Below are 13,602 nucleotides of genomic sequence, written 5' to 3'. Positions count from 1 at the left end.
ACGGTCGGGCGGCCGCGACCGGCCTTTAGTGAGAGCGGCTATCGCCGCCGCTTTTCCTTCAGCGCCGCCTCGGCCCGCGTGGCCACTGTTTCGAGCGCGGTGAGCAGACGCTTGACGTCTTCGGCGGGAAGGATCGCGATCGTCTCGGCCAGGCGATTGGCCAGCGCCGTCGCCTCGGGGCTCAGTCCGGCGGTTTCGACCGTGACCTTGGGATGCGAGAGTTCGGCCAGCCGCTCCAACTCCTCGGCCTCGTCCCAGATCACGTTGAGATAGCCGATGATGCGCTGCAGGAGCTCCCAGGTCGGGCGTCCGCGCCGGCCGTGCTCCAGCGCCGAGAGATAGGCGCTGGAAATGCCCAGCGCGGCGGCCATTTCGCCCTGGGTCACGCCGCGCTCCTTGCGCATGACGCGGATTTTCTCGCCGAAGGGGGTCATGAGAAGCGTCTCACCCGGACATAGAGCGCGCCCTCGCCGCCGTGATGGCGCTCGGCGCTGTCGAAGCCGGAGACCAGCGGGCGGAATTCCGGGCCGGCGAACCACAACGGTACCACGCGGCGCAAGACCCCGCGCGAGCCGAAGGCCGAGCCGGGCCGTTCACCCCGGCCGGTAATGACGAGTACATGGCGCAACCCCATCGCCTGCGCCTGGCGCAGGAAGCCGAGCAGCGCGTCGTGGGCGACGTCTTGCGTCATCTCGTGCAGGTCGATGCGCGCCTCGATCGCGACCCGGCCCCTGGCGAGCTTGCGCCGCGTCGGCCGTTCGATCGGATGCTGGGTCAGCCGCCGGCCGTTGCGCTCCGGCGCCCCAGCCGGAACGGGTGCGGCGGTGTCCGCCGTCTGCCGTCCGCTCACGGCGGCAAAGGCCGGTGAAAGCTTATCCTGCGGCTCCTCCTTCGGTATTTTCGGATGCGCCTTGCCCTTCAGCGGCATTGCCGTGCGGGCGACGCTCGCCCACAGACGTGCGTCCTCGCCACTGAGGCGCCGGCCGCGCCTCATCGGACCAGGCTCTTGGCGAGCGTGGCCGGCACGAGGACGGAAAAATCCGCCGGGTGCCGGATCCGCCCGGCGATCTGGCCGGCGTCCGGTCCCGAACCGACGAAGATGTCGGCGCGGGCAGGCCCGAGAATGGCCGAGCCGGTGTCCTGCGCGATCATCAGGCGGCGGAACGGGGCACCAGCCACCACAAGCCGCGGCGCGTCGATGAAATAGGGCACGCAGAAGGTCGCCAGTTCCCGGTCGACGGCGATCGATGCGAGCGCCGTGAGCGGCACCTTGGCCGCGCCGACGGGCCCGAGGTCGGGGTCATCGACCGGGGTTCTTCGGAAGAAGATGAAGGAGCGATTGCGGTTGAAGAGGGCCTGCCGCCGCTCCGGATGTGCCGCCAGCCATCCCCTGATTCCGTCCATGTCGGCTTCGGCCAGCGTGAGTTCGCCTTCATCGACCAGAATGCGGCCGATCGCGGTGAACGGATGCCCGGTCTTGGCCGCATAGCCGACACGGATCTCGCGCCCGTCCGACAGGCGCAGCCGGGCCGAGCCCTGGATGTGGATGAAGAACGCCTCCACCGGATCGTCGAGCCAGGCGATTTCGAGATCTTGGCCGGCCAGCGCCCCGGCTTCGATCGCGGCGCGGTCGGGATATTCCTCGAGCATCCCGCAAGGGGCACGGCGCGCGAAGCGGAAAGAGGAATCGAGCCCCGGTGGCCGCGATATGTCGTCGATCTTCACCAGATCCGGCGGCGGGGCATAGAGCGGAAACCGGAACCGGGCGGTGCGCACCGGCGACGCCGCGACCACCGGCTCGTAATAGCCGGTGACGAAGCCCGGCTGAGCGCTTACGGAACCGGACGGCACGATGCGCAGCGGGGTGAAATGGGTCTCGAAAAAGCTCCGCGCCGCTGCGCCATCCAGTTCGCCGGCTGCCACCGCCGCTTCCGCGGCGGCGTGAAAGGCGCCCGGCGCGATATCCAGCGTTCCCGCCGATACCTGGCCGTTGACGAGTCGCGGGGCGCCGGCGCGAAACGCGGCGAAGGCCAGAGCGTGATCGGCTCCGGCCCAGCCCGGCAGTTCGGCAAAGCCGCGGCGCGCGAAACGGGTCATCGAACGCTTCCCGCTCCGGTTCAGTCTTCTTCGGATTCGGTGCCTGCGAGCTTCCAGTTCGGATCGCGCGAGCGGGTGTCGCGCGAGAAGGTCCAGACGTCCTTGACCTCGACGACGGCTTCGGGATCGCCCTCGACGATCTCGCCGTCCGGCTTGAGCACGGCGGAAATCAACTGGGCCACGATGCGCACCGTCACCAGCGCCTCGCGATCCTTCTTTTCGGCCGAGACGATCTCGGCGTCATCGATGCCGACGAAGGAGGACTGCATCCGCTCGCCGCGCTCTTCGCGGTCGGTGATCGCCTGTTCGAAGCCCTGATACACCTCGTTGGACAGAAGGTTCTTCAACACCTTGCGGTCGCCGTCGGCGAAGGCCGTGACGATCATCTCGTAGGCGAGCTTGGCGCCCTCGAGGAATTCCGCCGGCTCGAAATTCGGGTCGGCGTCGCGGATGCGGCGCAATTCGGCGTTGAGCGGGGTTCCGGGCGCGGCGACCTTGTCGACGGCCTCATAGGTCGGACGCGTCGCGACCTCCCCGTCGGCGGGCAGGCGGCGGTGCGGCAAGGTGACGACATTGTCGTTGGGCGCGGCTTCCCCCGGCCGGCCCTCACGCCGCGAATAAGGATCGAAGGGCGGCCGCTCGTTGCCGGTGCGCCGGCCGAGAACGCTGCGAAGCTGAAACAGGACGATCGCCGCAAGCACTATGAAAAAGATCGTCCCAAAACTCATCTGCGCCGTCGCCTCGCCCTAACTGTGCCATTCGCCCCCATATAGAGACGGCCGGCGATGCATTCAAATTCGTTTCGGGACTTCCTATCTGATCTTTCGACGCGGTTCTGCCCGAAATGCGCATGAGGGGCATTATGCCGTCAAAGGAGTGACCAAACCATGCCTTTCGCCCTGATCCCCTTTCTGCTTCTGGTGATCCCGATCCTGGAGATCGCCGTGTTCATCCTGGTCGGCAACATGATCGGGCTGTGGCCGACGCTCGGCCTGGTCTTGTTGACCGCGATCGTCGGCACGCTGTTGCTGAAGCAGCAGGGCCTGTCGACGCTGGCGCGCATCCAGGCCGACATCCGCGCCAAGCGGATGCCGGGGCGCGATCTGGTGCATGGCGTGATGATCGCGATCGCGGGCGTTCTGCTTCTGACCCCCGGCCTCGTCACCGACGCGCTCGGCTTTCTCCTGTTCGTGCCGAAAATCCGCGACGGCATCTGGAATTTCATGAAGAGCCGCGTCATCGTCGTCGCGCATGGCGCCGCCGGTACCGGCGCCTTTGCCCCCGGCGGGCAAGGCCCGAGACCGCGCGGCCCCGGCGGGGCGCCGGACGTGGTCGATCTCAGCGGCGAGGAGTTCGAGCGCCGGCCCGACCCCTCCTCGCCCTGGAACGACAAGCGCGACGGGCACGACACGCCGCAAGGCCGTATCCTGCACTGAGAACGGGGGCGCGAGGGCGCGGCGCGCCTTGTCCTCGCCGGGACCGCGTGTTAGCGCTCGCGCCCATCATTTCTGCGCCCGCGGCGGGGTGACGTCCGGGCGCCAAGAGCGGGATGAGTCGAGCGGAAACCGGTTTCGCCCGCATCCCGCGCCAACGTGACCGAGCCCGACACGGCGTCCGCTTCGGCGGTGATCGCGCCGGGACCAGCATCGAGACGGGAGCCAACATGTCCGAGACCAACGACCAGAAGACCAGCGGCAACGGCAATGGTGCCGCCGCCGGCGATGGCGCGGCGAAGCCAGCCACGCCGCCCAGCATCAACATTCTCACCCAGTATATCCGCGACCTCTCCTTCGAGAGCCCGAACGCGCCGGGCGTGTTGCGCGGCCAGACCAAGGCGCCGGGCATCAATATCGGGGTCAATGTCGGCGCCAATCCGATCGAGGGCTCCGAGGGCGACTACGACGTGCGGCTGACGCTGAACGCCAAGGCGGGCGAGGGCGCCGATCTGATGTTCAATGTCGAACTCGAATATGGCGGCGTCTTCAAGCTGCAGAATTTCCCGCAGGAGCATATCCTGCCGGTGCTGTTCATCGAATGCCCGCGGCTGTTGTTCCCCTTCGCCCGCCAGGTAATGGCGGACGTGACCCGCAATGGCGGCTTCCCGCCGCTGATGATCGACCCGATCGACTTCTCGCAGCTGTTCCAGCAACGCATGGCCGAGGAACGCGCCCGCCAGCAGGTCCAGAACGCCTGAGGCCAGGTCGCTTCATTGTTGCCCGAGTTTAAAACGCCGGCGGCATCGCGCGATGCCGCCGGCGTTTTGATGCGCAAGCCCCGAAGTTTCGATCAGGCGTCGGTGGTCTCCGCCGCCCGCGGGCGCTCGATGAACCGCCACCACAACGCCTCCTCGCCCATCGTCGCGACGAACGCACGATGGCGCGCGGCTTCGTCCTCTGTCAGCCGGGGCGGCAGCGGCACCGGCCGCGGCTCGATCCGGCCGAAATCGCCATCCGTCCCGTCGCCGGCCGTATCGATCTCCACCGCCAGTCCCAGCGCCGCCTGCCGGCCGCCGATCAGCTCGATATAGACCTCGGCCAGCAGCTCCGAATCGAGCAGCGCCCCGTGCTTGTCGCGGCGGCTGGTATCGATCGAAAAGCGCGAGCACAAGGCGTCGAGCGTTGCCGGCGCCATCGGGAACTTGCGGCGCGCCATCGGCAGCGTGTCGATGACGCGCGAGGCGTCGATCGGCGGCTGGCCGATGCGCTTCAGCTCGGCGTTGAGAAACCGCATGTCGAACGTGGCGTTATGGGCGATCAGCCGCGCCCCGGCGAAGAAGTCCAGGAATTCGCCGGCGATTTCCTCGAACAGCGGCTTGTCGGCCAGGAATTCGTCGGAAATGCCGTGGACGTCGAAGGCGCCGGGATCGACCTTGCGGCCGGCCGGGCGGACGAAGGTGTGGTAGCTCTTGCCGGTCGGGATATGGTTCCACAGTTCCACGCCGCCGATCTCGATCACCCGCTCGACCTCCGGGTCGAGCCCCGTGGTTTCGGTGTCGAAGACGATTTCCCGCATGATAGCCCCCGCTTTGGGGTCTTGTCGGTCAGGCGGGACGGCGAGGCAAGGGGTGGGGAGGGGGCAGTGGCCGGTATCCACCGGGGATGTGGGGCTGTTCTTTTTTACGTTCTTATCGATGCGGTTTCTGCGGAATTTAGCGTGTCGACAGTTCGTGAAAAACCAACCGGCGGCTAGTGGTCCCAGTTAGTTCTGAAATCAAGATCGATAATGAACTGCACTGGCGTCACCCAGTGGATGCCACAATCGTTGCAGACGTCCGGGACATGCCGTCGAGCGCCTGTCCTCGTCGGCTTGGAGACTTCGGCTGTGACGACTTGCCGGTCGGCAATCCCCAAGGCGGATGCGATCAGAAACGGATCTTGGCCAATGGTGATTAAATCGGCCTCGGTGAGAGCTTCGCCATAACAGGCAAGCACCGCTTGAACATTAGCAGTGTCGCTCGACTCCGCGAGGCGGAGGGCCTTCTTCGCCTCAGGCGGCTTCATCCATGCTGCCAAATCGTCATTGCCGGCTTCCACCTCCGCGTATATCTCGGCTGGCATTTTTACCGATCCTGCATCGCCGTGGAAAAGCAGCCAGGACCAGAACTCTGGCACCCTGTGCAGGGCGTACCACGTGTTATGGGCAGAGATCAGGGCATTGGCATCGAGAAGATACTGCATCAGGTCGTTATCCTGCTGCGGCCGGTTCCGGCAAGAAGCGGATAAACGGACATCGGCTTCACGCCAAGCATGCGCGCAGCGCGGGTAGGTGTGAGCGACCCGTCAGCAATACCTTCTCGTGCAATGTCGAGGAGCGCTGCCCCTAAGCGGTGTCTCCGCAGCACGTACCAGCTAGGTCCGCCTGGGCTCACCCTGCTGGCCGCGCGCGTAGCCGCCTTCTTCGCCAGCCATTCCTCCCGGAATCTATCGCGCAACTCTTCCCAGCGGCGGAGCGGCAGCCGTTTTGCGCGGAACAGCTGGTAGGCAACCATACCCCTGCTAACGCGGCATCGATCTGCAAGTTCGCCGATTGCGACAATATCTCCAGCACCACCCTCCAAAGGAAGATCAGCGAGCTCGTCCGGTGCAATGAGCGTCGCGGCGGCGGCATCATTGCATAATTGCTCGATCCCGGCGGTTGGTGCGCCACCACTGATCCCCGGCTCGTCGAGCAACAGGTGAGCGAGTTCGTGAAGCAGCGTAAACGACCATGCAGCCTTGGCGTCTTGGTCGTTGATAACGACGAACGGCGCGAGATCGTCGGTGATCGCGAAACCGCGGAAGATGCTAACCTCGACCGCCGTCTGCCAGCTGCCGCAATCACCCGCCAGTAAAACAAAGACTCCGACTGCCTCCACTCTCGCACGGAGATAGGCGAAAGCATCCTCCGCGCTCTGACGGTTCCGGAATTCAGCACGATCGAATCCTATGGCGGCGACCAGCGCTACCGACAAACGAAGGGGATCTGTCACGCCGCGCTGCGAGCCGACCAGTGTGACCGCAGTCGCATCCTCATCGTCTTCAATGGTTGCGCGAACCAATGCTTGGCGCGCCTTCACATCGCGCAGCAGGGCCGCCAATAGCACGTTCGACGGGCTGCCCTGATCGGGGAGTGTGCGGAAATCCTGCCCGAGTTCCGCAGGTGCTGGCACTTTGGGAAGGTAGAAGGTCAGGAGTGGTCGATGATACTGTCGAGCCATGCGCCGCAGGAGCGACATGGAGGGTCTGCTATTGCCCGTCTCATAGCCAGCCAGCCTGTCGGTACCTGGCACCCCTCGCGCGGCATTCAGCCCGATCTTCCGCGCGGCCGTCTCAAGATCAAGGCCGGCAGTTTGGCGCGCCCATTTTAGGATTTCAGGATTCAGCTCAGCCATAATTTCAGATCGCTTGCCAAACGGGCTGCCGCACCTACTAACATACGAACCCTATGCGCCCTCTTAGGCTCCGCTCGAACTCTCCTGAACTTGTGTACCGATTAAAACTTGCGCCGGGAAGACTTCCACGCTTCCATCGTTCTTGCCGGTGCGTCCGGCTCTCGGAGCCGCTGGTGCAAAAGGGAAGCGGTCGTTTCCGATGACGCTGAATGTCCGGCGGCTATTTCCACGTCACGCCCCGCCCAACTCCGCCACCACCGCCTTCACCGCCGCGCGGGTGGCGTCGAAGCCGTCGCCGGTGTCGACGACGAAATCGGCGCGGGCGCGTTTTTCCGCGTCCGGCAGCTGCTTGGCCAGGATCGCCCGAAATTTTTCCTCGCTCATGCCGGGCCGGCGCAGCACCCGCTCGCGCTGGATCTCGGCCGGCGCGCTGACCACCACCACCTTGTCGCAGCGGGTCTCGGCGCCGGTCTCGTAAAGCAGCGGAATGTCGAGCACCGCGAGTTTCGCGCCGGAGTTTCGCGCGGCGTCGAGAAACGCCTCTTCCTCCGCGCGCACCAGCGGATGGACGATGGCTTCGAGCCGCTGCATCCCCGCCGGGTCATTCAGCACTTCCGCGCCCAGCGCGGCGCGGTCGACGACGCCGTCGATGACCGTGCCGGGAAAGGCCGCCGCGATCAGCGGCGCGGCGCGGCCGGCATAAAGCCGATGCACCGCAGCGTCGGCGTCATGCACCGGCACGCCTTCGTCGGCGAACATGGCGGCGGCGGTCGACTTGCCCATGCCGATCGAGCCGGTGAGGCCGAGGACGATCATCGCTCGCCCAGTCCGCGCCGCCCTCGCATCACCGTCAGACCCCGCTGTCGATGTCGCGGATGATCTTGGCGCGCAGTGCCTCGCCGACTGTGGGGCGCTTGCCGAACCAGCGCTCGAAGCCCGGCACCGCCTGGTGCAGCAGCATGCCGAGTCCGTCGGCATGGCGCAGTCCGCGTTGCTCGGCCGCTTGCAGGGTCGGCGTCATCAGCGGCACATAGACGATGTCGGTGACCAGCGCGTGGTCGGGCAGCGCCGACAGATCCGGCAGCTTCGGCGCGAACCGGTCCGGGGTCTCGTCGTCGGGGTCCGGCGCCGGGATCGGCACGGTGTTGACCAGCAGGTCGGCGGTCCTGAGCTGCGCTTCCCGCTCCGCCTCGCCATGGCCGCTGACACGGGGCCCGAAGCGCGCCGCCAGTTCCTCGGCCCGCTCGATCGTGCGGTTGACGATCCGCACGGCTTTGACGCCGCGCTTCAACAGCGCGAAGACCACGGCCCGCGCGGCGCCTCCGGCGCCGAGCACCACCGCCGTCCCGGCGTCGGCCCAGCCCGGCAGCCGCTCGTCGAGATTGGCCGCGAACCCGTAGGCGTCGGTGTTGCCGCCGACCAGCCGGCCGGATTTTTCAAACCACAGGGTGTTGACCGCGCCGATCGCCTCCGCCGCCGCGTCCCGCCGCGAGGCCGCGGCAAAGGCGGCGAGCTTGTGCGGCAGGGTGACATTGCCGCCGACGAAGCCGTTCTTGCGCAAGCTTTTCAGGAATTCGGCGATCTCCTCTGGCGGCACGCCGACGCGGCTATAGGAACCGGCAAGGCCGAATTCGGCGAGCCAGCTCTGGTGGATAATCGGCGAGCGCGAGTGCCAGACCGGCCAACCGGTGACGAAGGCTTTCGGGCCCGCGGGAATCGCTGCGACGCTATCGGGATCGAAGATCGAACCCTCGCCGCGCGGGCGGTCGGCGCCGCTGACGTAAGGCCGCGGCGTCCACTCCGCGTCGGCGTCAGCCATCGATCTCGCCCCGTTGGCGCAGCTCCTTCAACAGTGGCAGCAGCGGCAGGCCGATGATGGTGAAATAATCGCCCTCGATCTTTTCCATCAACTGGATGCCTTCCTTCTCGATCTGATAGGCGCCGACACTGGTCGTCGCCTTCTGGCCGGCGGCGGCGAGATAGCGGCCGATAAAGCCCGGATCGAGCTGGCGCAGGGTAATGGCGGCCGTGGCGACGTGGCGCCAGGTGACCACGCCGTCCTCGACCAGCACCACGGCGCTGTTCAGCGTATGGGTGCGACCGGAGAGCTTCAAAAGCGTACGCCGCGCCTCTTCCATATTGGCCGGCTTGTAGAATATCTCGTCGTCGAGCGAGAGGGTCTGGTCGGCGCCGATGACGATCTCGCCCGGATGACGCTCGGAAACGTCAGTCGCCTTGGCCTCGGCGAGGATCGACGCCACGTCTTCCGGCGAAACGCCGGATTCCAGCAGCGGCGCCTCGACCGCTCGCTCGTCGAGTTCGCAAGGCTCGACGGTGAAGTCGATGCCCGCGTTCTTGAGGAGTTCCTTGCGGTGGATGCTGCCGGAGGCGAGCACGATGCCCTTGGCCATTGGGTCCCCATTTTAACCGTTTCTTCATGTCCGACAGGCTTGATAGCGCCTCGAGGGCGGAAACGCCATTGGCGCCGCCGGGACTCGATTCGGCAACGCTTCGCAAGGGGCCGGCCGCCTTTGCCCCCGGAATTCCGCCGGGCCTGTGGGTTAAGGAAGCGTTAAGCCGGCCCGCCGCCGTGACGCTCCGGACCGAGGCGCATAAGTCGGCTTTCGTCCACAATCGGTGGCGATGCACGGCCTGTGTGCGCGTAGCCCGGCATTTGTGGACAGCGCGTGTTCATCCCACGCTTTCCACAGCTCCCGGACAGGTTTTTGGCCACGCGGATGCCTCGCTAACATCCTGACGAATTTCGCGGATTGCCTAAAAGTTTAATGTTTCTCACACCGCTGGTCCAAAACCGATCGTCGCAGGCTGTGGACGCGCGCAAAACGCCCGCCATCTACCGCGCCTTGTGAATTCCGGCTATCCACCGAGTCATAGAATCAGAATAACGATTTCTCTTGAAATCTTTCTTTTTTATTAGGAGCCCAAACCTGATGCAGACGCGCAAGCTGGTCCGAGTCCTGGAAGGCGAAAGCGTCTTTCCCCCTCCGGTGTGGCTCATGAGACAGGCCGGCCGCTACCTTCCCGAATATCGGGCAACCCGGGAAAAGGCCGGGGGGTTCCTGGATCTCTGCTACAATCCGGATCTGGCGACCGAGGTCACCTTGCAGCCGATCCGCCGCTTCGGTTTCGACGCGGCGATCCTGTTTTCCGACATCCTCGTGATTCCGGACGCGCTGGATCGGGGTCTGCATTTCGTCCAGGGTGAAGGGCCGAAACTGACGCCGATCCGCCCCGACGAGATCGCCCATCTCGATCCGTCGCGCGGCGAAACCCATCTGGCCCCGGTGATCGCGACGGTCGGCCGGCTGCGCCAGGAACTACCCGACGAGACAGCGCTGATCGGCTTTTGCGGCGCGCCCTGGACCGTGGCGACCTACATGATCGCCGGCCACGGGACGCCGGATCAGGCTCCGGCGCGGTTGTTCGCCTATCGCCATCCGGCCGAGATGGAAACGCTCCTCTTCATGCTGGCGGAGATGAGCGCCGATTATCTGATCCGCCAGTTGCAGGCGGGCGCCGATTGCGTCCAGATATTCGATTCCTGGGCCGGCGTTCTCGACGAGGCGTCGTTCGAAGCCTATGCCGTGCGGCCGGTCGCGCGGATGGTGGAAAAGGTCCGCACCGCGGTGCCCGGCGCGAAGATCATCGGTTTCGCCAAGGGCGCGGGAACGCTGTTGAACACCTATCGCCAGAAGACCGCCATCGACGCGGTCGGCCTCGACTGGTCGGTGCCGGTGTCCCAGGCGAAGGAATTGCAGAAAGCCGGCGCCGTCCAGGGCAATCTCGACCCGCTGCGGCTGATCGCCGGCGGCAAGGCGCTGGAAGACGGCGTCGACCGGATCCTCGAAAATCTCGGCGACGGGCCGTTGATATTCAATCTCGGCCACGGCATCACGCCCGAGGCGCCGATCGCGCACGTCGAAGCCCTTCTCAATCGCATCAGGACCGCCAAGGCATGAATCAAGACAATTCCTCGTCAGGCAAGCCTATGGACAAGCCCGCCAGTGGCGGCCGAACGGCCGTCGTCGCCCTCGTCGCACTGGCGCTTGTCGCAGCCCTGTTCGTTTTGGTTCCGGTCGAGTGGCAGCTCTGGATCAAGGCATTCCACGTCTTCGTCATCATCGCCTGGATGGCCGGGATGCTCTATCTGCCGCGGCTGTTCGTCTATCACGCGGAGGCGGGTCCGGGCACGCCGCAGTCCGAAACCTTCAAGGTGATGGAACGGCGGCTGCTCAAGGGCATCATGACGCCCTCGATGATCGTGAGCTGGGTGCTCGGCCTGTGGCTCGCCTGGAAGGTGTTCGAATTCCAGGGAGGCTGGATCCATGCCAAGATCGCCCTCGTCCTAGTCATGTCCGGCCTGCACGGTTATCTGTCCGCTTCATTCAAGCGGTTCGAGCGGGACGCGAACACCAAATCCGGCAAGTTCTGGCGGGTGATGAACGAAGTGCCGGCGGTTGTCCTGATCCTGATCATCATTTTGGTCGTGGTGAAACCGTTCTGATCGCTGACGACAGCGGGGATGTGTCGGTTGCAAAAGCCCGAAACGACGGCTCTCGTGGTCATGGGCCCCTCGGGGGTCGGCAAGACGACGACGGCAGAGCTCCTGGCCGCCCGTCTCGGCTGGCCCTTCGCCGAGGCTGACCGGTTTCATTCGGCGGCGAATATCGCCAAGATGGAATCCGGCCAGCCGTTGAACGACGCCGATCGCGGGCCCTGGCTGTCCGCCATTCGCGACTGGATCGCCGCAGAGGCGAGGCAGGGCGTGTCGAGCGTCGTCGCGTGCTCGGCCTTGAAGCGGCGCTATCGGGATGTCCTGCGCGAGGCCGCACCGCGGGTGCGTTTTGTGGCGCTTACCGCCGACCAGCACCTCGTCGGCGAGCGCTTGGGCGGGCGGACGGGGCACTATATGCCGACATCGCTTGTCCAGTCGCAATTCGACGATCTGGAACCGCTGCAGGCGGACGAGGACGGTGTGGCCGTCTCCGTCGGTGTCCCACCCGAAGCAGTCGTGGGCCAAGCCCTCGCGGCGCTCGGGTTCGGCGGCGACGAATAACCGGCCGCCAACCTCTGCAAGGAAGGCCTTGGTGACGCGGCGGTAACCGCGATAGGAGGCTGTGGCGGAGGGCGCCAATGCGCCTCTTGCGCCGTCACGCCGCTACCGCTATATCACACATGACTATCCCGCCTTCTCGGACGCTGCGTGATCATTATCGGTCGCCACGTCCCTGCCGCAGAACCATTTCGCGTTTCCGGCCCCCAGCGTTTCCCCCTTGTCGCCTTTCATCTGTTTCGACGCGATCCGTCGGCACGAACCCCAAAAGAGCCTATTTCCGAATGAAACTTCAGGACCTGAAGAACAAAAGCGCACCCGAATTGATCGCGTTCGCCGAAGAGAACGTGGTCGAAAACGCCTCCGTTCTGCGCAAGCAGGAGTTGTTGTTCGCGATTCTCAAGCAACTCGCGGCCCAGGAAGTCGAGATCATCGGCGAAGGTGTCGTCGAAATTCTCCAGGACGGTTTTGCTTTTCTGCGTTCGCCCGAGGCGAACTATTTGCCGGGCCCGGACGATATCTACGTATCGCCATCGCAGATCCGTAAATTCCAGCTGAAGACCGGCGATACGGTCGAGGGGCCGATCCGCAGTCCCAAGGACGGCGAGCGCTATTTCGCGCTGCTCAAGGTCAACACGATCAATTTCGACGATCCCGAGAAGATTCGCCACAAGAGCCACTTCGACAATCTGACCCCGCTCTATCCGACCGAACGGTTCAAGATGGAGCTCGACGATCCAACCTCCAAGAAGGATATGTCGGCCCGCGTCATCGATCTCGTCGCTCCGCTCGGCAAGGGCCAGCGCGCGTTGATCGTTGCCCAGCCGCGCACCGGCAAGACGGTGCTTCTGCAGAACATTGCCCATTCGATCACGGCGAACCATCCGGAATGCTATCTGATCGTTCTGTTGATCGACGAGCGGCCCGAGGAAGTGACCGACATGCAGCGGTCGGTGAAGGGCGAAGTGGTGTCGTCGACATTTGACGAACCGGCGCAGCGTCACGTCCAGGTTGCCGAAATGGTGATCGAAAAGGCCAAGCGCCTGGTGGAACATGGCCGCGACGTCGTCATCCTGTTGGATTCGATCACCCGCCTCGGCCGCGCCTACAACACCACCGTGCCGTCGTCGGGCAAGGTGCTGACCGGCGGTGTCGACGCCAACGCCCTGCAGCGGCCGAAGCGCTTCTTCGGCGCGGCGCGCAATATCGAGGAGGGCGGCTCGCTGACCATCATCGCGACGGCGCTGATCGACACCGGCAGCCGCATGGACGAGGTGATTTTCGAAGAGTTCAAGGGCACCGGCAACTCCGAGATCGTGCTTGATCGCAAGGTGGCCGACAAGCGTATCTACCCGGCGATGGACATTCTGAAGTCCGGCACCCGCAAGGAAGACCTGCTGGTCCCGCGCGCCGATCTGCAGAAGATTTTCGTGCTGCGCCGGATCTTGTCGCCGATGGGCACGACCGACGCGATCGAATTCCTGAACGACAAGCTGAAGCAGACCAAGAGCAATGCGGATTTCTTCGATTCGATGAACACCTGATCGCGTTCGGATCACCG

16 protein-coding genes are annotated in these 13,602 nt (G+C 65.0%); 6 read left to right on the top strand and 10 right to left on the bottom strand.

Annotation, left to right across the window (positions count from 1 at the left end; genetic code table 11):
- Positions 1-38 precede the first annotated feature (38 nt).
- From MJ956_RS16825 to MJ956_RS16810, 4 genes are read right to left on the bottom strand one after another with little or no spacing between them, the layout of a single operon-like run.
- On the bottom strand, positions 39-434 hold the full coding sequence (locus MJ956_RS16825; protein WP_253965596.1) for a helix-turn-helix domain-containing protein: 396 nt from the start codon (positions 432-434) through the stop codon (positions 39-41).
- Positions 431-994, bottom strand: coding sequence for a Smr/MutS family protein (locus tag MJ956_RS16820; RefSeq protein ID WP_253965595.1), 564 nt, complete (start codon positions 992-994; stop codon positions 431-433). Before MJ956_RS16820 ends, MJ956_RS16825 begins: the two co-directional genes overlap by 4 nt.
- Complete coding sequence (gene mltA / locus MJ956_RS16815; protein WP_253965594.1) at positions 991-2,097, bottom strand: murein transglycosylase A; 1,107 nt, start codon at positions 2,095-2,097, stop codon at positions 991-993. The genes MJ956_RS16820 and mltA overlap by 4 nt, the downstream gene beginning before the upstream one ends.
- Positions 2,098-2,117: 20 nt before the next feature.
- Positions 2,118-2,825: a Tim44/TimA family putative adaptor protein gene (locus MJ956_RS16810; protein ID WP_253965593.1), complete on the bottom strand. Its 708-nt coding sequence runs from the start codon at positions 2,823-2,825 to the stop codon at positions 2,118-2,120.
- 159 nt (positions 2,826-2,984) lie between these two features.
- On the opposite strand from MJ956_RS16810, the gene MJ956_RS16805 reads away from it, so the two are divergent.
- Together MJ956_RS16805 and secB are read left to right on the top strand one after the other, a co-directional pair.
- Positions 2,985-3,533, top strand: a complete 549-nt coding sequence (locus tag MJ956_RS16805; protein ID WP_253965592.1) for an FxsA family protein — start codon at positions 2,985-2,987, stop codon at positions 3,531-3,533.
- Between the two features lie 227 nt (positions 3,534-3,760).
- Positions 3,761-4,291: a protein-export chaperone SecB gene (secB, locus tag MJ956_RS16800; RefSeq protein WP_253965591.1), complete on the top strand. Its 531-nt coding sequence runs from the start codon at positions 3,761-3,763 to the stop codon at positions 4,289-4,291.
- A 92-nt stretch (positions 4,292-4,383) separates the two neighbouring features.
- Here the strand turns inward: secB and dnaQ are convergent, their stop codons facing one another.
- The 6 genes from dnaQ to MJ956_RS16770 all read right to left on the bottom strand — a co-directional run bounded on the left by dnaQ (position 4,384) and on the right by MJ956_RS16770 (position 9,378).
- A complete protein-coding gene (gene dnaQ, locus MJ956_RS16795; RefSeq protein WP_253965590.1) occupies positions 4,384-5,109 on the bottom strand; it encodes a DNA polymerase III subunit epsilon in 726 nt (241 codons plus the stop codon).
- 173 nt (positions 5,110-5,282) lie between these two features.
- Positions 5,283-5,774: a DUF4411 family protein gene (locus tag MJ956_RS16790; RefSeq protein WP_253965589.1), complete on the bottom strand. Its 492-nt coding sequence runs from the start codon at positions 5,772-5,774 to the stop codon at positions 5,283-5,285.
- A complete protein-coding gene (locus MJ956_RS16785; protein WP_253965588.1) occupies positions 5,774-6,967 on the bottom strand; it encodes a helix-turn-helix domain-containing protein in 1,194 nt (397 codons plus the stop codon). Before MJ956_RS16785 ends, MJ956_RS16790 begins: the two co-directional genes overlap by 1 nt.
- A 231-nt stretch (positions 6,968-7,198) precedes the next feature.
- Positions 7,199-7,783 carry a dephospho-CoA kinase gene (gene coaE, locus MJ956_RS16780; RefSeq protein WP_253965587.1) on the bottom strand — a complete coding sequence of 195 codons (585 nt, stop codon included), beginning with the start codon at positions 7,781-7,783 and terminating at the stop codon, positions 7,199-7,201.
- A 34-nt stretch (positions 7,784-7,817) separates the two neighbouring features.
- Positions 7,818-8,786: a shikimate dehydrogenase gene (locus tag MJ956_RS16775; protein WP_256477925.1), complete on the bottom strand. Its 969-nt coding sequence runs from the start codon at positions 8,784-8,786 to the stop codon at positions 7,818-7,820.
- Positions 8,779-9,378: a Maf-like protein gene (locus tag MJ956_RS16770; protein WP_253965586.1), complete on the bottom strand. Its 600-nt coding sequence runs from the start codon at positions 9,376-9,378 to the stop codon at positions 8,779-8,781. The genes MJ956_RS16775 and MJ956_RS16770 overlap by 8 nt, the downstream gene beginning before the upstream one ends.
- Before the next feature lie 540 nt (positions 9,379-9,918).
- On the opposite strand from MJ956_RS16770, the gene hemE reads away from it, so the two are divergent.
- The 4 genes from hemE (at position 9,919) to rho (ending at position 13,585) form a co-directional block, all read left to right on the top strand.
- Positions 9,919-10,947, top strand: coding sequence for a uroporphyrinogen decarboxylase (gene hemE / locus MJ956_RS16765; RefSeq protein ID WP_253965585.1), 1,029 nt, complete (start codon positions 9,919-9,921; stop codon positions 10,945-10,947).
- On the top strand, positions 10,944-11,492 hold the full coding sequence (gene hemJ / locus MJ956_RS16760; protein ID WP_253965584.1) for a protoporphyrinogen oxidase HemJ: 549 nt from the start codon (positions 10,944-10,946) through the stop codon (positions 11,490-11,492). The genes hemE and hemJ overlap by 4 nt, the downstream gene beginning before the upstream one ends.
- Positions 11,493-11,519: 27 nt before the next feature.
- Positions 11,520-12,044: a gluconokinase gene (locus MJ956_RS16755; RefSeq protein WP_423724902.1), complete on the top strand. Its 525-nt coding sequence runs from the start codon at positions 11,520-11,522 to the stop codon at positions 12,042-12,044.
- A 281-nt stretch (positions 12,045-12,325) separates the two neighbouring features.
- Positions 12,326-13,585 carry a transcription termination factor Rho gene (gene rho / locus MJ956_RS16750; RefSeq protein WP_253965582.1) on the top strand — a complete coding sequence of 420 codons (1,260 nt, stop codon included), beginning with the start codon at positions 12,326-12,328 and terminating at the stop codon, positions 13,583-13,585.
- Positions 13,586-13,602: the final 17 nt, after the last annotated feature.

Origin of the sequence: Aurantimonas marianensis (assembly GCF_024195285.1) — a bacterium.
GTDB classification, from domain to species: domain Bacteria; phylum Pseudomonadota; class Alphaproteobacteria; order Rhizobiales; family Rhizobiaceae; genus Aurantimonas; species Aurantimonas marianensis.
Note: the sequence above shows the minus strand (reverse complement) of the source record. Positions and strands in the feature narration are given on the sequence as shown.